General features: G+C 69.1%; 14 protein-coding genes. 5 read left to right on the top strand and 9 right to left on the bottom strand.

Annotation, left to right across the window (positions count from 1 at the left end):
• Positions 1 to 40: 40 nt before the first annotated feature.
• The 8 genes from R0145_RS00915 to R0145_RS00880 form a co-directional block, all read right to left on the bottom strand.
• The gene (locus tag R0145_RS00915) at positions 41 to 2,500 is read right to left on the bottom strand and encodes a hypothetical protein (protein WP_317838557.1); all 2,460 of its coding nucleotides are present in this window, start codon (positions 2,498 to 2,500) and stop codon (positions 41 to 43) included.
• 1 nt (position 2,501) lies between these two features.
• Complete coding sequence (locus R0145_RS00910; protein ID WP_317838556.1) at positions 2,502 to 3,722, bottom strand: TRAFAC clade GTPase domain-containing protein; 1,221 nt, start codon at positions 3,720 to 3,722, stop codon at positions 2,502 to 2,504.
• A complete protein-coding gene (locus R0145_RS00905) occupies positions 3,719 to 6,394 on the bottom strand; it encodes a hypothetical protein (RefSeq protein WP_317838555.1) in 2,676 nt (891 codons plus the stop codon). The genes R0145_RS00910 and R0145_RS00905 overlap by 4 nt, the downstream gene beginning before the upstream one ends.
• Positions 6,394 to 8,016, bottom strand: a complete 1,623-nt coding sequence (locus R0145_RS00900; RefSeq protein ID WP_317840124.1) for an Hsp70 family protein — start codon at positions 8,014 to 8,016, stop codon at positions 6,394 to 6,396. The genes R0145_RS00905 and R0145_RS00900 overlap by 1 nt, the downstream gene beginning before the upstream one ends.
• On the bottom strand, positions 8,013 to 8,888 hold the full coding sequence (gene grpE, locus R0145_RS00895) for a nucleotide exchange factor GrpE (protein ID WP_317838554.1): 876 nt from the start codon (positions 8,886 to 8,888) through the stop codon (positions 8,013 to 8,015). Before grpE ends, R0145_RS00900 begins: the two co-directional genes overlap by 4 nt.
• Before the next feature lie 69 nt (positions 8,889 to 8,957).
• Complete coding sequence (locus R0145_RS00890; protein ID WP_317838553.1) at positions 8,958 to 9,323, bottom strand: hypothetical protein; 366 nt, start codon at positions 9,321 to 9,323, stop codon at positions 8,958 to 8,960.
• A gap of 219 nt (positions 9,324 to 9,542) precedes the next feature.
• Positions 9,543 to 11,207 carry a TRAFAC clade GTPase domain-containing protein gene (locus tag R0145_RS00885; protein ID WP_317838552.1) on the bottom strand — a complete coding sequence of 555 codons (1,665 nt, stop codon included), beginning with the start codon at positions 11,205 to 11,207 and terminating at the stop codon, positions 9,543 to 9,545.
• Positions 11,208 to 11,508: 301 nt separating this feature from the next.
• Positions 11,509 to 12,441, bottom strand: coding sequence for a universal stress protein (locus tag R0145_RS00880; protein ID WP_317838551.1), 933 nt, complete (start codon positions 12,439 to 12,441; stop codon positions 11,509 to 11,511).
• Between the two features lie 342 nt (positions 12,442 to 12,783).
• On the opposite strand from R0145_RS00880, the gene R0145_RS00875 reads away from it, so the two are divergent.
• The 5 genes from R0145_RS00875 (at position 12,784) to R0145_RS00855 (ending at position 17,867) form a co-directional block, all read left to right on the top strand.
• Positions 12,784 to 13,662, top strand: coding sequence for an ABC transporter permease (locus tag R0145_RS00875; protein WP_317838550.1), 879 nt, complete (start codon positions 12,784 to 12,786; stop codon positions 13,660 to 13,662).
• Positions 13,659 to 14,426, top strand: a complete 768-nt coding sequence (locus R0145_RS00870; RefSeq protein ID WP_317838549.1) for an ABC transporter ATP-binding protein — start codon at positions 13,659 to 13,661, stop codon at positions 14,424 to 14,426. Before R0145_RS00875 ends, R0145_RS00870 begins: the two co-directional genes overlap by 4 nt.
• Positions 14,419 to 15,501: an ABC transporter substrate-binding protein gene (locus tag R0145_RS00865; RefSeq protein WP_317838548.1), complete on the top strand. Its 1,083-nt coding sequence runs from the start codon at positions 14,419 to 14,421 to the stop codon at positions 15,499 to 15,501. Before R0145_RS00870 ends, R0145_RS00865 begins: the two co-directional genes overlap by 8 nt.
• A 2-nt stretch (positions 15,502 to 15,503) precedes the next feature.
• Positions 15,504 to 16,682: an LLM class flavin-dependent oxidoreductase gene (locus tag R0145_RS00860; protein WP_317838547.1), complete on the top strand. Its 1,179-nt coding sequence runs from the start codon at positions 15,504 to 15,506 to the stop codon at positions 16,680 to 16,682.
• Positions 16,683 to 16,898: 216 nt separating this feature from the next.
• Complete coding sequence (locus R0145_RS00855; RefSeq protein WP_317838546.1) at positions 16,899 to 17,867, top strand: NADP-dependent oxidoreductase; 969 nt, start codon at positions 16,899 to 16,901, stop codon at positions 17,865 to 17,867.
• Positions 17,868 to 17,965: 98 nt separating this feature from the next.
• Here the strand turns inward: R0145_RS00855 and R0145_RS00850 are convergent, their stop codons facing one another.
• Positions 17,966 to 18,550, bottom strand: coding sequence for an NAD(P)H-dependent oxidoreductase (locus R0145_RS00850; protein ID WP_317838545.1), 585 nt, complete (start codon positions 18,548 to 18,550; stop codon positions 17,966 to 17,968).
• Positions 18,551 to 18,760 lie beyond the last annotated feature (210 nt).

Below are 18,760 nucleotides of genomic sequence, written 5' to 3'. Positions count from 1 at the left end.
GCCGAGCTGGCTCCGGCCCGATCGATCGAACAGGCAGCCCTCACTTCCGTCGTTTCCACCAGCGGCCTTCCGGAGCGTCGGGCTCGAGGGGCAGCTCCTTTGCCCGTACACGGCCGGATTCCGGACTCGGCATCCTGCGACCGGCTCCCACTGACTTCACCAGTTGGTCCCATGCCTCCAGCCATTTGTCTCCGGCCGCCCCGTCCTCGAAGACCGCTCGGCGTACGCCTTGATACTCCTCCTCGGAGAGTCGCTCCACGGCCGTCGCAAGTGCCGTTCGCAGCGCCTGCGAATACTCTCGATGCAGGTCACGATCACCCGCGTTCAGCACGTACAGGGCATGCAGAAACGTCCTGTTCCGGCGGCGCGCATCCCGTCGCCACTCCTGTTCGACGAAACTGATCAGACCGGCGAACTGATCGTCCCTGGGTCTGGACAGGTAGGCCCCGACCAGCGCAGGATTCCACTGCCACAGGTGGATGGCAAGCTGAGTCGTCTCCGGGAGCGCACTCGGCTGCGCCTCGGACTCCTCAGTGAGGATCTGCAGGGCCTGCTGGACCAGTTCGCTGTCGGCGGAGCGGGACTCGAGAGTCCTCATCGCCCACTGCGCGTCCTTCACCCTCGTGACGAAGGCAGCGCTGTCGGGGCTGAGTCGGGTGGCCCGGGACGCCAGGAGCGCCTCGGCGAGCGGGTGGGCACCCGAGGACGATGTGCTTCTCAGCGTGGCCTCGAGGATCTTGTCGGCGTATTCCAACAGTTCCGGGTCGGCTGTGTATCCGAGCGCGGTCACCAGCCGAGCCAGGTCAGCGGGATCCGGCGGGACCGCGAAGAACCATGCCCATCCCAGCCGGTTCACCTTCAGCCACGGCATGCTCCTGGCGAGAAGGTCGATCAGGAATTGCCGGGTGGCCGGTGACGCGTCCCGGTACCGGTAGGGAGCCAGGCATCGCTCCAGGGGGGCTTCGAAGGACACGATCTCCAGGTCGGCCAGTACCGGATGCCAGATCTGTCCGAGGCGGAGCCGCTCCGGTGCGTCCGCCCGGACGATGGCCGGCACCAGCTGTTCATCGATCAGGTGGTCACGAATCGTGAAGTAGTGCGCCGCATGCGCCATCGCCTCTGCCTGCGACGGGTTCTGGAACCACCAGCCTGCGAGGCCGGAGAGGACCGAGGACGGCACACGCAGATCGGTGCCAGACAGCTCGAGCCAGGTCAGCACGGACAGCTGGGTGGCCGGGTCGGCGGCGTCAAGCAGGGAGACGAGGCCGGTCGTGATCCGCTCCGGCATCCGCCCGGTCGACCAGGCGAAGCCCTGGGGATAAGCGGTTCCCGGCCATCCGCGCCCGCTGCGGGCGACGCGGGACCACGCCTGGATGACGGACGACATGATGGCGTCGGTGGCGGGGGTGGCGCCGCCCGGCAGCAGGAGCTCCAGTCCACGTCGTACGAGCGCGCCATCCGAGGCGTCGTCCCGGGCGGCAAGCAGCGGAGCCGCCAGGGACCGCTGGTTGTTCGCGAGGATCTCCGGCGCCAGGCCCTCCAGGAAAGTGAGGTACTTCTCCACCGCCTCCGTCGTCTCGAGCGGTCGTCCGAGCCCCACGGCGTTGACCGCAACCTGTGCCGCGGCAGACATCGTCATGCCCCAGGAGTCCAGTAGGTCGAGCGCGTCATCGACGTCATCGGCCCGCCCGTCGCACCACTGTCGGACCGTCCATTCCGCGTCCGGATCCGTGCCGTCGACGTTGATCGTGCCCTCCACGAGGTCCACAGCGCACAGCCTTGGCGTACGACGACCGCCGAAGGGACGACTCCACGAGGCGTACACGCCGACGAGGCGAGCCGGCGACGCATAAGGGTCACCGACGAAGGCCTCAAAGCCGATCTCCAGCGACTGGGTGATCGGAAACTGCGCGGTGATCGCGAGGAACCAGGCCAGCGCCTCCTGCTCGGAGTCGGTCCGGATGGCCACCCTTAGGTCGGGATCCTCCATCGCAGTCACGATCGCCGCAAGATGGTCCGGACCGTGGGGCGTCCGGCGGACGATCTCCACCGCCTCCGCGATCCCCAGCGGCGCGTCCTCCGCGCGCAGCTCGACCCCGGGCATTCGCTGCTCGGGCGCCGGTGTCTCCCGCCATACCGGGAGGCTGCACACCTCGGCAGGCCGGAAGTGGGTGTAATCCTCGGCGGAGGTGGTGGTCAGGATGTGGGTGAGGTGGTTCCCTTCACGGGCACTGGCCACAGCGCGGCCGAGGTAGCGGCCTCTCCCCGTGTACCAGCGGCCGCCGAGGGGGAGATGAACGCTGTACCGGGGATAGCGGTCCGCGGGAGTCGGTGGCGCGGTCAGCATCCACGGTTCGTGGACCTTGTAGATGGCGCTGGGCATGGCAGCTCGGAGCGCGTCCTCTGGAAGGCCTTCGGTACAGGCCTGGAATTGGAGGCCCCCTCCCCCGCCGAGCCCCTGGCCCGCGCGGCAGTCCGTGTAGACGAACTGGTCGAACATCTCAGTTCACCCTCGGAATCAGTTTCTGCTGCGACAGGATCCAGAGCAGCGGGTCCTCGACGCGGTGCGGAATCGGTGGTCTGGAGAGCTGTTCCGTGGAGTAGTCCGGCTCGCTGCCGAGGGCGGAGACCCCGAAGTACCGGAACGTCTTGAAATTCAGGCGCAGGTAGGTGGTGATGTCGGAGCTTCCCCATTCCTCCAGAAGTGCCTCGACGTGGTCATGGACGTTCCTGCCGTCCACCTCGTCATAAGCAGATCCCAGCCGTCCTACATCCTTGACCGGATTGCCATCGGGGAGCACCTGATAGAAGGCGTCCATCTTCGAGAACACGGCGGCGATGGGGACGGGGATCTTCTTCGTCGCGGAGATCCCGTGTCGTTCCCTCAGCATGTCGGCAACCCTGCGGAGCACATCCACCGGCGGTTCCGGATCGTCGGAGTCACGGCCGGGCAGATCGTGGTGGGCGGGGCATTGGAACGGATCGAGGATCACGATGAGGGCGTCTGCCGATCCGAGGTAGTGCTGGCTGCGGACGCGCTCCATGTCGTTGAAGTCCTCTCCGGCACTGTCGAGCAGCGACATGGTGATGCTCTTGACCCTGTCCCGCCCGGCGACCGAACGACCCTGCTGTTGCCAGGTCACCACCAGCGGTTCACGGTATTGGACCCGACCGGAGGCTGCCTGGGTCTGTGGCGGCAGCACCCCGGCGTTGTACAGCGAGTCCTGGTACTGCCTCAGCCAGTTCTTCTCCCCGAAACCGATACCGGGACGCATGCCGCCGAAGAAGGTGATCGAGGCCTGGAAGCGCTGCCCGATCCGCTTCTGCAGCTCGTTCACCAGCACGGACATGTAGACCGTCTTGCCGGATGCCTTGGCCCCGACCATGCCGATCATCGGGCTGGCCCCCGCCCCGAACGCCGGCGGCAGCTGCGTGTAACAGTTGTGGCACACCCGGATGCCGGACATCCCCCCGCAGGACGGGCAGGCCATCCGGTCGCCCGACCGGAAATGCTTGTGGTGTTCGTCGGGTCCGAAGACCTTCATGATCGGCTCGGACGAACCGGTCATCTCGTAGCGCTGCTTCGCCTGCTCGTCGTCGTCACCCGGTTCACACGGCGTACGACCGGGGGCCTGGCGCCCCTCGCACTGGAACATGATCCGGTCGAGCTCGACCGGGAAATAGCAGAAAGGACACACACAGGTCTTCGATGTCAGGATCACTTCTTCATGCCCTTCGTCGTCAGCGGCCGCAGCGTGAAGCCCGCCCCCGGTCCGAGGAATGCACACACCCACAGGGGCTTGCGGAGGTGGTGCGGGATAGTGAAATCACAGCTGGTCTCCGCACCGGGAGACAGGTCCAGCGACACCGTCCCGAGCACTGTCGCCCCTTCCGGTCCGACCGGCATGACCTGCCCCGGTCGTACGACGACCTCCACATCACCCCGGATGCCGCCGCCGGAGTCGTGCCGGAAAGTCACGCTCACTTTGTTCCCCAGGATCGCGTGGCGCACACTGTAGGCACAGGTGGCCGCGGCACCAGGAATATGGTCTCGGTACGGTGCCGACAGCCACCGTCGGCCCGCCTGGTCATGAATCGCGGAGATCACCACGTCCATCGGCCCGGGACCGCTCCGCACCCGCCACCCGCCGTCGGCCCGCATCGTGTGCCGATCGATCGTTGTCGTTCCGGCCCCACCCGCCGCCCGCCATTCGATCTGGGCGTTGTGGACGCCCTCCGGCCAGTCCCAGGTGAGCCGCACCTCCGAGCCGGCCCGTTGGACGTCCACCTGCTCGATGCCGGGGATCACCATCGTTTCGGCCCGCGCGCCGGCGACATATCCCGAGGGCCCCAAGGAGAACGCGCTCAGGAACCAATGGCCGGTCGGCAGCTTCGCCGTCAGCGCATACCGGTCCCTCGACACCTGCCGGACAGTTCCGACCAGACGTTCACCCGACGTCGTTAGTCGCTCCTCGGGGACGAGCGCTCCGATCCGCATCGACGGCTCATCCCGGGTCCGGACGATGGTGACCGGCGCTCGGTCCGGGGAGACCCATTCCACCAGGACATACCCGCCGCCGCGGTCCGGATCCGCTCGCACGTCCAGCGCGGCCAGCGGGGCCACATCCTTCAGTGGCTGGATGGCGGCGGACACCACCGGCGAGCTGACCGTCCGGCCGTCCGGCATCCGGTAGTAGGCCCGGATGGTGTAGATGATTCTGGTGCCCGGATCCAGGTCCTTCTCCACGAACGCCCCGGGCCCCTCGAGACGTACATCGACGTCGTCACGACACACACGTACGCTCCGCGCGGCGGAAGGATGCACCCAGGTGCCTCGCACCGCCCCGTCCCGTCCCTGCAGCGCGAAACCGGCCACCGGAGGCGCGATGTCGACGCTGATGGCGGCACCCTGCGACCATGCGCCGCCTCCCTTGGCGAACACCGCGACATGGAGGGTGATGCCGGAGGCCCCGGTCGCCACCTCGGCGCTGGTCGATCCGGATTCGACCACGTCGCCGTCCCCGGGGTGGAGGGGGACACGGTCCCTGCGCGACACGATCGCGTAGGTGGCGTCCGAGGGTGTCAGCGGGCCCGGTGACCAGGTCAGGACCACCTGCGCGGCCCCCCGGCCGTACTCGGCGGCCGCTGTCAGCCGAGTGGGCGCCCCCGGGGGCAGCGCAGCAATCTCTGCGGTGAGCTGCTCGTCGTCGGCGGCCAGCGTCGCCGCGGTCGTGAAGGCAGCGGCAGCCTTCGCCAGGTCCCCCGCGGCCAGGGCGCGTCGAGCCTCGGCGACCGCCGAGTCGACCGCGGACTCGGCTTCCTTGACGCGGGTCTCGAGGTCGTCCAGTCCAGGCGTGGACGACGGTAGGGCAGCGAGCACCCGGCGGGCGCTCCTCAGCTCTCCGCTCGCCAGCGCCGATTCGACCTCGTCGGCGCCGCGCCGAGGCCCGGCCTCGGCATCGAGCGACAGGACGATCCGGGCCCCCTCGATCCGGTCGAGGCCCAGTCCCATCAGCTGGTCGAGCATCGCGACCTGCCCCGCGCCGACCTTGCCCTCGAGCGCTCGGATGAAAGCGGTGAAGAAGACCCGGTCGAGATCCTTCCCCTGCCGTCCGCTGGTCACCAGCTGCCCGAGTAGATGATCGAGCGCCGTCAGTGTCCGGTCGTTGACATCTCCACGCTTCACCTCACGCCCACGCTGCTCGATCGCCTGCGTCGACAGGGCGACCTCACGGCCGTCGGCAGTGACACCGCGGAACTCTCCGAGCACCTGGAACGTCGCCAGCGTCGGGAACACCGCATGGTAGATGCTGGGCGCCTTCGCCTCCTCCAGCTGCTGGAGAAGATCCTTCGGCGCGGACACCTCCGGGGCACCGGCCGGCAGAACGGCCACGTCGACCAGGGACAGCCCGGCCTTCGCCACCGCCTCCGTCAGGACCCGTTCAGGAAGGGACTGATACTGCGGAAAAGCCGCCACCATGGCATCGAGACGGTCCCGGGTCAGCGCACCGATCCCACCGAACTGGAGCGTCAACGTCGTGGTCAGAGCCTCCGCGGCGGCCCGGTGGGCCGCCGCTGCCGAGGCGTGGTACTTGACCCAGAACTCCTCGGCATAGTGGGCAGACCGCCCCCCGGCGACGCCCAGCGTCCCCGCGACCTTCTCGACCCGGAGGGGAACCGAACGCTGGAGCGCAGCCACCTTCGTGGCAGACCGCCCGCGCCCGGTGCCCTTCCGCGACCAGATCGCCTCCACCGCGCGGACGGTCTCGACGATCTCCCGACCGCTCATCGAGTCTCGCAGCAGGTAGATGAAGTCCAGATCCTCGTCCGACCGCAGGCCCTTGGCAAGGGGGCCGATCACGTCGTGTAGGTACTGGGTGTCGTCGAGCTGCATCAGGCGCCGATCGTGAGGCCCTGGATCTGCTGCTTGGCAGCAGCGACCTCTTCCTGCCCGAGATTGGCGAGCTGGAGCTGCATCCGCAGCTCGGTCCCGTGCGTGGTCTCCTCCGCCTCGAGGTGGATCAGCCCCTCCTCGTCGATGCTCAGGTCGATACGGACCGGGGATCCCTTCGGCAGCGGCGGAAGGCCACCGATCACGCCCTCGCCGCCCTCGAGCAGCCGGTTGTCGTCGAGGCGCTCGCTCGGGTGCTGCCCGGCCTGTTCGTAGAGCTCGATCGGGATCTCGGTCATCTCCGCCGAGGCGGTGGCCGCCATCACGGTCTCTGCCTGGAACGGGAGCGCCTGCTGCGGCATGGCGATGTGGAGAACGTACGGCTCCCACGGGTCGACCGACGTATCGACCATGCGCACGCCGATGGCCTTGGGCAGCACGGTAATGACCTGCACCGCACCGCCGCCCATGGCTCCCCCCAACGCCCGAGTACGGCCACCCACCGGAGCAGCACCCGTCCCATCATTGTCGTCGCCGTACTGGTTCGTCCACTCCAGCTCATCACCGAGCGCCGCGAAGACGGCGGCGCCCTTCGCGACGGCGAGATCGGGATCGTGGAGCTTGACGTCGCACGTAAACATCTCGCCGAGGGCCCGCGTGACCTGGGGCATCCTCGATGACCCGCCGACGAGAAGCACCGTGTCGATGGTCGTCCCCGGCGCTTTCGCCTCCAGATCCTCCAGTGTGATCCGGGTCAGGGCGACGGTGCGATCGAGGAGGTCCCGCGTATGCTCCTCGAACTCTTCACGAGTGACCTCCACACGCGCGCTCGCCGAGCGGTGGAAGAGGGAAACCGGCCGGGACATAGCCTGCGTGAGCTGCTTCTTGGTCTGCTCGGTCGCGGTGAACAGGACGCCGAGGAACGCCTCGTCATCCGCTGCCTCGGCGGCGGTATCCTCGCCGACCTCGGCGGCGAATTTCTCCAGGAGGATGTCCTTGAGCCGGTCGTCCCAGTCGGCCCCGCCCAGCTGGTGATCACCTTGGACCACGAGGACTTCGAGACGACCGGGTGTGCTCCTGAGGACCGTGGTGTCGAAGGTTCCACCGCCGAGGTCGTAGACGAGGATGGTGGATTCCTCGGCGTCATCCGTCACCCCGTAGTGCAGGGCTGCCGCAACAGGCTCCGGGATGATCGCCTTGACGTCGAGTCCGGCGATCGCGCCGGCGTCACGGGTGGCCTGCTTCTCGCGAATCCCGAAGTATGCCGGCACGGTGATGACGACCTGCGACACCTCGTCACCGCGGACCAAGGATGCGTCATCGGCCAGTGAGCGGAGGATGACGGCGGAGATGGATTCCGGCGTGTAGGCCTTGCCGTGGAACTCCCAGTTCCGGTCGAGCCCCATGTCCCGCTTGACGAGAGCGACCACGCTCTCCGCCTCGGAGACTGACGTGTCCTTGGCCGTCTGGCCGACCACGACATTGTCCGCCGACTCGAAAAAGACGACGGAGGGTGTGGTGGAGGCCGAGTTGAGAGAGTTAGGCACGATGGACGGCTCTCCGTGGTCGTCGATATAGGCGACGGAGGAGTATGTGGTCCCGAGATCGATTCCGTATGTCGTCATGCCCGGTCTCCTTGCTGGTCGTTGGGGGAGGGAGAGAACGGCTGTGCGATATCTCCCGGGAAAGGAACCGGGAGGACCGGCTCCCTCAGGGCCTCCGGCGGGGTCTCGAAGGCCCACGGCTCGACCGCGCGGCGAGGACCCGCGGCGGTCGGCGAGTTCATCGGCGTACGGTCCTGGACAGGTGACGTCCGCTCCTGAACCGCCTGGGGGTCAGGAGGACCCGAAGCCGGGGCGGCGGCCTTCTCGACGAACCGTGCCACATGGACCTCCGCGGGCCGAAGCGGGCGGTCCGCCCCGGCGAGGATGAAGCCGGGTGCCTGGACCCGGAGCACCGTGCGGTCCTGCTCGGGATGGGGCGAATCGATCCGCCTCACGGCCCGTTGGGTGATGCGGTCGAAGGTGTCGCCCACCTCCGGTGTGTAGCTCTCGACACCCAGCTGGCCCAGGATGTCGAGGACCACCGGCAGGTAGGCCTCCAACATCTTCCCCGCCTCGTCGGCCGACATCGACGCGACGAGCTGCGAGGACTGCAGCCGCAGCCGGATGACGAGGTCGGCCAACTGGTTGATGACCGGCTTCAGGAGCTCTTGTGCCTCGCCCCGACGCAGGGTCTCGATCTCCTCATGCATGCTGCGATTCATGCGTTCCAAGTGCTCCGCGCGGTCGTGGAAGCGCTCCACGACCCCGGTCAGCCGGGCCACTTCGCTAGTGAGGTCCCGCAGTCGGTCGGTGAGCGCGTCCTGGTGCTCATCGGGCGCCGCGGTGCCCGATGGTGCAACAGTCCCGTTGCCGGCGAGCACTCCCTCGGGCCGCCCTGCCGATTCCGAGCCCTGATCTGCGACGTTGAGGTCCGAAGAGTCATCCGCAGTCATCGGTTCCACCTTCTGTCATCTTCCGTCGGTTGCTTCGAGTGCATCGGAACTGAAGCATGTGAACAAAGGTCAGCATTGCGGGACATCCCCCCTGTTGACGGTCAGGAACGCGGCGGAGGCGTACCCGCTCCCCGGGGACACCACCTTCAGCCAGTCGCTCGAGGTGCCCCGTCGGCCAGAGACGGTCTCCCCCGAGGTCCAGCAGGTGACGTAGACCGATGCGTCGGGGCTGATCTCCGCCGCGATCTCGGCCTCGGTGTTGGGAGCCGATCTGACCCAGAGCTTCTCATTCGTGACACTCCGGTAGGGACCGTACGATCTCTGGGCAGAAGGCCGGGGCGATCCCTTGGACAGGGCGGACATGCTCGGCAGGTGTCCACTTCCGAAGAAGGCCACCACCCCGAGCGCGGCACCGATCACAAAGCTCGTGGTCACCGGTGGTTTCGGCATCACCATGGCAACCACCCCCAGCTCCATGCTGTGACCTGCTCGACGATGTGTGAGACGAACGAGATCCCGGTGGCCGGGAACGTGCTCAAGAACAGAGCCCGGCCGCCCGCGGCCGCCACGGCACAGAGCACCACCACCAGAAGGAGCCGATGTGCAAGGTAGCTGACCGGTAGGCGGGTACGCCCTTCGGTACTTGCACCCGGCTCACTCATGACCGTCGCCCCGATGTGAAGCAGCTGCAACCAGCGGCGAACGTCTCCGTGTCGTCGTGTCAGTGGAACCAGGCCCCGGCCCAGCAGTGACCAGCCTCGCCCCGAACGAGTCCGCCAGCCACTCCAGCGGCAGACTCGTCCGCCGCGGATCCCCAGCAACCGGGAGATCGAATGAGGACGTGGCGAAGTACGCCACGTCTCCGAAGGCTATCTCGGCACGGCGGACGAGATTGTAGAGATCCGCGTCGCCCACCAACCAGGACCGGATCTCGGTGCCCGCGCCCCACCCCCACCGCGCCGGCGCCATTCCGCTCCGCATGAATAGGTCCATCTTCACCATGACAATGGCGAGACGTTTCTTCTGCAGGTTCACCCCGTAGGTGAGTAGACGCTGCTCCGTGACGTCATACGATTCCTCGGGACTCAGTTCCGCCGGAACAGCTTCGGAGACCAGCTCCGGAAATCTCTGCGACAGCTCGTCACGGAATCGTGGAATCGTGAACGGGTCAATGATCAGCACCATTCCGTGGGCCCGGTCAAGGAAGGCGAGTTCGGCGTTGTCCTGGGCATTCTGGAAGGACTCTCCGGGGGCGTCGAAGAGTTGCAGGCGGAACGGCGCACCCTTGGGCTGGGCGACCTGGAACACCGCTCCGGTCACCGCGCTCCCCGGCTGTGTACGCAAAGTCTGTTTCTGGGGCCGAATCACCTGGTCCACCATGGTCTCCCAACGCTCGGCCTCCTCACCAACGGGCGTGACGGCCGCTCTGTTCGCCCGCGCCTCGACCGCCAGTGATTCGACGGCCATCCAGAGGAACCTCGACTTCCCCGACGCCACACTGCCGAAGACCGGAATCCTGATCTCCTTCATGCTGGCGGCACCGACGCTGAGCGGCTCGCCACAGTTGGCGCAGAGAGCTCGGAGTCTGCGCGAGGCGAGCGTCACCGTGGTCGGCAGCAGTTGCCCGCACCTGCATCGACGCGCCAGCACACCCAGTGGCCCCGGGCGTACGTCGTGATGGAGGACTCCGCACGACGGGCAGGCGAAACTCGGGATGTCCGACACGTGGTAGCACGAGGGCTGAGGACAGGAGGCCTGTCCTCCCCGCAGTACCCGGACGCTCCGGTCTGCGGCCCGCAGCACCACCACGGTAAGCGCGGCGCCGAGGAGGAGGACCAGCTGGGCCGCCCACACGACGACGAACACGACTCTCACGCCGATCCGCAGGAAGAGCGCGGCGAGCAGTGCGGCCACCACAATCGGCGAGAGTACAGACCAGAACCAGAACCAGACCGGTTTCCCGGGCCTCTTGGTCCACGCACTGAGCGCTCTCGCCCACTGCTCGCCTGCCGCGAGGATGTTCTTCCCCACCGGGCCCACCTGAGCCAGAGCGAACGACGGCCACGCCGGATCAAGCCCGAAGGCGGCTTTGTCCGACCGATCACTCTGCCGGAAAAGCGTTCGACCCAGGATACCCGGCCCGAAGAACTCGACAGGCCGTCTACGCGAACCGACCATTCCATACAGCCCGCAGGGAAGAGCCAATGTCAGGGCAACCGGGGGTATCACAAACACCACGAGAATCCCCGCCGGAATCCCGATCGCGAACATAGCTAGAAGACAGCCGACACCGTACAGCAGCCCCACAATGAACTTCATCCGCCCCCCCCCGGGTCGTTCAATCGTCGACATCACTGTCAACTGCATCGCGCGAGAGCACTCTATACCCGAGCGGGTCCAACGCGTGCGGTTCGGAGTGCCCTCCAATGATTTCGCCGCTCGACATGCTGCAGTCAGCCGAGTCGCAAGCAGTCCCTTGGGTACCCCCGCCCGGGCCCGCGCACCATCGGGGCACGGCGCGGCCGAGGACCGCGCTCGTCGATGTGCATCACAACCCCGACCTCAGCCGGGCCGTCGCCCGGCGGGTCACCTCCGTGGTCCGCACCGACGAGACGACGGCCTATGCCACCGTGCTGCTGTGGCGCGGCGTGGCGTTCTGACGGTCCGCCGGCACCACACAGACCAGGCACGGCGCCTCCCGGAGCACCCGGTCGGCGGTCGAGCCGAGCACGGCCCGGACCACCCCGCCATGACCACGCGAGCCGATCACCAGCGCACGGATCGGCTGCTCGCGGGCCAACGTCACCAGCGCGTCAGCGGCGTTCGCACCGGTCAGGGACAGGAACTCGGTGTCCGGCACCCCGAGCGCGGTGGCCGCGGACACCAGGATCTGCTCCGCCTCCTCCGCCCGCCGCCGTTCGGCCATCTCCTCGAAGGCGCCCTCGGCGGCGACCGTCCGCGGGGCGGTCACGGTGGCCACCGCGAGCGGGAGGTCGCGGGCCAGCAGCGGCACGACCGCGGCCCCGGCCCGCACCGACCGCTCCGAGCCATCCACGCAGACCACCACCGGCCCGGCCGGTGGCATCGACAGCTCCTCGCCGCCGACCAGGACCGGGCAGGGAGCGTGGCGGACCAAATGGTCGGAGACCGAGCCGAGCACGAACCGCGCCGCACCGCCGAACCCCCGGCTGCCGGCGATGACCAGCGCCGCGCCGACCGCCCTGGCGTGCTCGACCACCGCCGGGCCGGCCAGACCGATCAGCACCTGCACCGACTCCGGACCCAGGCCGAGATGGTCGGCGGTCTCGGTGGCGATCTCCTGGCCGGTGTCGAGGGCCTGCCGGCGGGCCGCCACCGGATCCGAGACGACGACGCCGGCGGTGAACGACGCGGCCGGCATCGGCCCGGGCATGCCGGGATCGACGATGACGTCCGGCACCACCGTCACCACCTGGACCTCCCACCGTTCCCGGTCCAGCAGGGACAGTCCCGCCGCGATCGCGTCCCGCGAGACCATCGATCCGTCGGTGCAGCAGACCACGATGTCGCTCATGTCGACCTCCTCGTCGCACGGCTCTTCGTGTCCACGGTAACGCGGTCCCCGTCCAGGCACGCCGGAGTCGCCGGACTCGGCAGAGTCAGCGGCGTCCAGCCGGCAGAGCGCCCCCCGGGCGACGGCTGTCCCGTTCCGCGGGACAAATCAACATTGTATTCCTATATCTTTAGTTGTGGATTGACTCTGCTTATAAGTGACTCCTAGGGTCGAACCGTCGACGACGACCGCACCCACCGGGTCCTCCACCGGGGAGGACCACCAGCCCTGGTAGATCGGCCCTGGCAGGTCGGCGTCCGACCAACCGGCCCCGCTTGGCCACCATCCCTGTCGAGGAGTGACATGAGCACCACCCTGTCCGAGCTCGCGACCGCGCCGCCACCGCCCGCCGCGCCGGGCGCCACAGTCCCGCCCGCCGCCACCGACCGGGCGGCCGGGTCCGCTCGTGGCACGAAGCGGCGCGCCCGCCTCGCCCCGCCGCGCTGGCTGAGCCTGGTGGCGATCCTTGCCGTCTGGCAGCTCGCCGGCTCCACCGGCGCGCTCCCCGCGGACGTCCTGGCCTCCCCGGCCACCATCGCCGTGACCGCCTGGCACCTGCTGGTCACCGGCCAACTGGTCGAGGCCCTGGGGGTCTCCCTCGGCCGGGTCGGGCTCGGCCTGGCCACCGGGTTGCTCGCCGGCACCGCACTCGGCCTGGCCACCGGACTGTCCCGGTGGGGTGACGCGTTGCTCGACCCGCCGCTGCAGGCGCTGCGTACGCTGCCCCACCTGGGGCTGGTGCCACTGTTCATCCTCTGGTTCGGGATCGGCGAGTTCCCCAAGGTGCTGCTGATCGCGCTGGGCGTGATGTTCCCGATCTACCTGAACCTGCACAGCGCGGTGCGCGGCGTCGACCGGGCCCTGCTCGAGGTGGCTGCGGTCAACGGGCTCGGCGGGTGGCGTACGCTCCGCGAGGTCGTGTTCCCGTCGGTGACGGCGCCGATGCTGGTGGCGCTGCGCCAGGCCCTGGCCATCGCGTGGCTCACCCTGATCGTCTCCGAACAGGTCAACGCCAACGCCGGTCTCGGCTACATGATCAACAACGCCCGCGACTTCCTGCAGACCGACGTCATCGTGGTCGGCCTGGTGGTGTACGCCGTGCTCGGCCTGGTCTCCGACGGGATCGTCCGGGCCGCCGAACACCGCATCCTCGCCTGGCGTGCCGGGACGGTGCTCCGATGAGCACCCTCAGCCCGACCGCAGGCCCGATCGCCACCGGCCCGATCACCACCACCCCGACCGGCTCCGACGTCACCGCCGTCTCGCTGCGCTCCCTCACCCGGAGCTTCGGCAACACCACCGTCCTGGACGAGCTGGATCTCGACATCCACCCCGGCGAGTTCGTCGCCCTCCTCGGCCGTTCCGGCTCCGGTAAGTCGACCCTGCTGCGCGCCGTGGCCGGGCTCGATCCGGAGGCGACGGGTGACGTACAGGTCACCGGTGCCGCCTCGGTCGCCTTCCAGCAACCGCGACTGCTGCCGTGGCGCCGGGTCTGGCAGAACGTCGTGCTGGGGCTGCCCCGAGCGACCGCCACCCGGGAACGGGCCGAGGCGGCGCTGGCCGAGGTCGACCTCGCCGGGTACGCCGAGCGCTGGCCGGCCACGCTGTCCGGCGGCCAGGCCCAGCGGGTCTCGCTGGCCCGGGCCCTGGTCCGCGAGCCGGCCCTGCTCCTGCTCGACGAACCGTTCGGCGCTCTGGACGCCCTCACCCGGCTGGCCATGCACGAGGTCCTGGAGGAGCTGTGGCGGCGCCACGGCTTCGCCGTGCTGCTGGTCACCCACGACGTGGACGAGGCGGTGCGACTCGCCGACCGGCTGCTCGTCCTGCGCGACGGCCACATCCACGCCGACCACCGCAACCCCACCGTCCGCCCCCGTACCCGCGGGGTGACCGCCGACCTGCGTGAGCAGATCCTGACCCATCTGGGAGTGACCCACCATGACTGAGCGCCTCGTCCGAGCGCACGCCGACCGGCGGCGCGGTGCCCTACGCCACCTCCGCACCCGCGGCCCGCTGGCCCTGACCGCACTGTTGCTGAGCGCCCTGCTCGCCGCCTGCAGCGGGGCCCAGGCCACCACGAGCCAGCGTACGGTCCCGACGCCCGGACCGGTGAGCTCCGCCGACCTGGCGAAGGTCACCCTGAAGGTCGGCGACCAGAAGGCCGGGCTGCAGACCCTGCTCAAGGCGGCCGGGCAGGACAAGGACCTGCCATACGCGATCGAGTGGTCGACGTTCACCTCCGGCCCGCCACTGCTGGAGGCCGCCGCCTCCGGCGCGATCGATGTCGGCACGGTCGGCAACACGCCGCCGATCTTCGCCGGTGCGGCGAAGTCACCGGTGTCGATCGTCTCGGCCAGCCGCTACAACGGCAAGGGAGACGCGATCCTGGTGCGCAAGGATTCCCCGGCCACGACGCTGAACGACCTCAAGGGCAAGACCATCGCGGTGGCCAAGGGCAGCAGCGCCCACGGTCACCTGCTGCTGGCGCTCAATCAGGCCGGCCTCAAGCCGAGCGACGTGAACATCTCGTACGTGGCGCCCTCGGACGGCTACGCCGCGCTGAAGAACGGGGCCGCCGACGCCTGGGTGGTGTGGGATCCGTACACCGCAGCCGCGGAACAGGAGATCGGCGCCCGGATCCTGCTGAGCGGCGAGGGACTCGTCAACGGCCTCGGCTTCCAGGTGGCCTCGAACAAGTCGCTCGCCGATGCCGGCAAGAACGCCGCCATCGAGGACCTGGTGGTGAGGTCGGCCAAGGCCTACCAGTGGTCAGCCACCCACCAGGACGAGTGGGCGAAGGTCTACGCCACCGAGACCGGGCTGAGCCTGGCCGCCACCACGGTGCAGGCCCAGCGCTCGGTCAAGAATCCGATCACGCTGGACCAGGAGGTCATCAGCAGCTCCCAGAAGCTCACCGACGCGCTGGCGGCCGGCGGGTTCATCCCCTCCTCATTCGACTTCAGCACCATCGTCGACCACCGCTACGACGCGGCGGTCAGCGCCGTCCTCGGAAAGGCCTGAGCATGTCCATCAGTCTCCATTGGTTCCTCACCTCCAGCGGCGACATCCGCCCGATCCCCCGGGGCGCCGCCACCGCCCACGGCGTCTTCCCCAGCGCGGGCGGCACCGCAGGGATCCCCGGCGCCCGTCCGGCCGGCTTCCGGGAGCCCGACATCGAGTACCTGGCCCAGCAGGCCCGGGCCGCCGACGCGCTGGGCTTCACCGCGGTGCTCACCCCCACCGGCACGGTCTGCGAGGACGCCTGGCTGACCGCCGCCGCCCTGGCCCGGGAGACCGAGCGGCTCAAGTTCCTGGTGGCGTTCCGGCCCGGCCTGATGTCGCCGACCCTGTCGGCCCAGATGGCTGCGACCCTGCAGCGTCAGTCCCGCGGCCGGCTGCTGCTCAACGTGGTGACCGGGGACGACCACGAGCAACCGCGGTTCGGCGACTGGCTGACCAAGGACGAGCGGTACGCCCGCACCGACGAGTTCCTCCAGATCGTCAAGGGCGTCTGGTCCGGCGAGCCGTACAGCTTCGAGGGGGAGCACTACCGGATCCGCGAGGCCGGCATCCTGGCCGCCCCCGATCCGGTGCCGCCGCTCTACTTCGGCGGTTCCAGCGACGCCGCACTGCCGGTGGCGGGGCGGCACGCCGACGTCTACCTCACCTGGGGCGAGCCGCCGGCCCAGGCGAAGGAGAAGATCGACCGGGTGCGGGCCGAGGCGGAGCAGGCGGGTCGCGGCGACCGGATCCGGTTCGGCATCCGCTTCCACGTCTTCACCCGGGACACCTCGGCGGACGCCTGGGCGGAGGCGCAGCGCTTCCTCGACGCGCTCGACCCCGAGGACATCCGACGCACCCAGGAGCTGCTGCACCGCAACACCTCGGTGGGCCAGCAGCGGATGCTGGCGCTGCACGGCGACAGCAAGGACGACAACCTCGAGATCTACCCGAACGTGTGGGCCGGCATCGGCCTGGCGCGCGGGCACGCCGGCACCGCCTTGGTCGGCAGCCACGAGGAGGTGGCCGACCGGATCGAGGAATACCACCGGATCGGCATCGACGAGTTCATCTTCTCGGGCTACCCGAACCTGGAGGAGTCGTACTGGTTCGGCGAGAACGTCATCCCGCTGCTGCGCAACCGCGGGCTGCTGGATGCCGCCCCGGACGACCTGCGGGCCCTGGCGGACACCCAGGCCTGATCCGGCGGGGGGACGACAGGACCCGGGTGGGCGCCGTGCGGGGGCGCCCACCCGGGTCCGCTGTGTGAGGACCGGCGCGACCCGCTCCCACCACCGGGCGCGCTCGGTCCGGCGACGGACGTCTCGCGATTCCATCGACAGAGACCGGACGGCGCCGTACGTTGGATTCATCCCGCGGCTCCGGCTACCGGCCGGAGCGGTCTGTCTGGAGGCACCATGGACGCGTCCTTCCCCGCCACCGCCGGCACTTCCGCGGCCCCGGCGACGATGCGAGCGTTCGGGTTCGCGCGGTACGGCGGTCCCGAGGTGCTGGAGTACTACTCGGCGCCCGTCCCGACGCCCGGGCCGGGCCAGCTGCTGGTGCGGGTCCTCGCCTGCGGACTCAACCCGGCCGACATCAAGGTCCGGGCGGGGAAGCGGGCCGGGGTGTTCGACGTGGAGTTCCCGATGGCGACGGGTCGGGAGCTGGCCGGCACCGTCGTCGCCCTCGCCGCGGACGTGGCAGACTTCACCGTGGGCGACGTCGTGTTCGGCAGCCCGAGCGCCGGGGTCGGGAGCCTGGCGGACTACACCCTGCTCGACGCGGCGGACGCCGTCCCGGTCCCGCCCACGCTGTCCCTCGTCCAGGCGGCCTGTGTCCCCGTGGCCGTCGGCACTGCGCTGGACATCCTCGATCACCTGATCCTCTCCGCGGGGGACGTTTTCGTCGTCATCGGCGCGGGCGGTGGGGTCGGGTCGGCCGCCTGCCAGCTCGCGGCGTCGCGTCGCGTACGGGTCGTCGGCGTCGCCTCGGCGGGCAAGCAGGACCTGGTGGCGGGCCTCGGAGCAGTACCGGTGGCCAGCGGCGACGGCTGGGTCGAACGCGTCCGGGCGGCGGCCGGCGCCCCGGTGGTCGCGCTGCTCGACATGGTCGGTGGGGACGTGCTCCATGGGGCCCTCGACCTGTGTGGGGACGAGACCCAGGTGGTGAGCATCGCCGACCCCGTCCAAGCCGGTCAGGTGGGTGGCGGCGGCGTGACCAGGCGGAGGACCCGCGAGGCGTACGCCACCGCCGCCCAACTGGTCGTCGACGGAGCAGTGCGACCGTTGATCCGCACCGAGCCGTTCTCCCACGCCGCGGAGGCGTACGCCGAGATCGAGCGCGGTCACGCCACCGGGAAGATCGTCGTGGCCCTCACGTCGTGACCTTCACGTCGTGACCTTCAAGGTGGACTGGCCGCCCGACACGACCCGGTGACCGGATGGCGTCCCCTGGCCCGGAATGTCCGGGTCGGGAGCGTACGTCACGCCAGTTCGGCCGCCGGCTCCGCTCCGGCGCGGGTGACGAGTTCCGTCCCGGTGGCGAGCACGGCGTCACGGTAGCGCTCGACGAAGCCTGCCGGATTCACCAGGCGCATCTGCTCGTTCAGATCCCCCTGGGCAAAACTCAGGCGCAGCCCCGGCTCGACGTCGACCAGGTCGGCCCGCAGGTTGGTGATGATCTCCGATACCTGCTTGAAAGCGCGGGTACCGCCACGGGCGCCGTAGGTGGCGACGGCAAAGGGCTTGCCGACCCATTCGGTGGCGAGCGCGTCAAGGGCGTTCTTCACGCCGGCGGGGTACCCACCGTTGTACTCGGGGGTCACCAGCAAGACCGCGTCAGCGGCGACGACGCGCTGCGACCAAGCCTTGGTGTTGGGCTGCTGGTACTGGCCCATCCGCGGGTGCCACGGCTCGGCGTCCAGTGGGATGGTGGTCTCGGCGAGGTCGGCCAGATCGACCACGACCTCGGGATCCTCGGACAGGGTGGCGGCGATCGCTTCGGCGATGCTTCGGCCGTTGCGGGCCTGACGCGTGCTGCCGAAGATGACCAGGATGGTGGTGGGCATGAGACTCCTTGAGGATAATTGATCCTTGAATCACCCCCTCAACGGGCCCTCCCCGGTGCCTATTCCCGCCGGTCGTCAGTTTCGGAACGCCCGATTGGCGTGGACGCCGCGCTTCGCCGTCGCGCCTGGAGCAATGCGTCATGACGTGGCCTCGGAGCCCCGCGTCATACTCCGGGAGACAAGGAGACGGCAGCCTCGACGATCTCCAAG

This window comes from Raineyella sp. W15-4, assembly GCF_033170155.1.
GTDB lineage: Bacteria > Actinomycetota > Actinomycetes > Propionibacteriales > Propionibacteriaceae > Raineyella.
The sequence above is the reverse complement of the archived record's forward strand: the minus strand, read 5'-3'. Positions and strand labels throughout refer to the sequence as shown.

What these genes read in the sequence shown, in the direction of transcription:
- R0145_RS00915 (WP_317838557.1), bottom strand. Translation starts at nt 2,500, where the DNA reads ATGTTCGACCAGTTCGTCTACACGGACTGCCGCGCGGGCCAGGGGCTC.
- R0145_RS00905 (WP_317838555.1), bottom strand. Translation starts at nt 6,394, where the DNA reads ATGCAGCTCGACGACACCCAGTACCTACACGACGTGATCGGCCCCCTT.
- R0145_RS00900 (WP_317840124.1), bottom strand. Translation starts at nt 8,016, where the DNA reads ATGACGACATACGGAATCGATCTCGGGACCACATACTCCTCCGTCGCC.
- grpE (WP_317838554.1), bottom strand. Translation starts at nt 8,888, where the DNA reads ATGACTGCGGATGACTCTTCGGACCTCAACGTCGCAGATCAGGGCTCG.
- R0145_RS00885 (WP_317838552.1), bottom strand. Translation starts at nt 11,207, where the DNA reads ATGAAGTTCATTGTGGGGCTGCTGTACGGTGTCGGCTGTCTTCTAGCT.
- R0145_RS00880 (WP_317838551.1), bottom strand. Translation starts at nt 12,441, where the DNA reads ATGAGCGACATCGTGGTCTGCTGCACCGACGGATCGATGGTCTCGCGG.
- R0145_RS00875 (WP_317838550.1), top strand. Translation starts at nt 12,784, where the DNA reads ATGAGCACCACCCTGTCCGAGCTCGCGACCGCGCCGCCACCGCCCGCC.
- R0145_RS00870 (WP_317838549.1), top strand. Translation starts at nt 13,659, where the DNA reads ATGAGCACCCTCAGCCCGACCGCAGGCCCGATCGCCACCGGCCCGATC.
- R0145_RS00865 (WP_317838548.1), top strand. Translation starts at nt 14,419, where the DNA reads ATGACTGAGCGCCTCGTCCGAGCGCACGCCGACCGGCGGCGCGGTGCC.
- R0145_RS00860 (WP_317838547.1), top strand. Translation starts at nt 15,504, where the DNA reads ATGTCCATCAGTCTCCATTGGTTCCTCACCTCCAGCGGCGACATCCGC.
- R0145_RS00855 (WP_317838546.1), top strand. Translation starts at nt 16,899, where the DNA reads ATGGACGCGTCCTTCCCCGCCACCGCCGGCACTTCCGCGGCCCCGGCG.
- R0145_RS00850 (WP_317838545.1), bottom strand. Translation starts at nt 18,550, where the DNA reads ATGCCCACCACCATCCTGGTCATCTTCGGCAGCACGCGTCAGGCCCGC.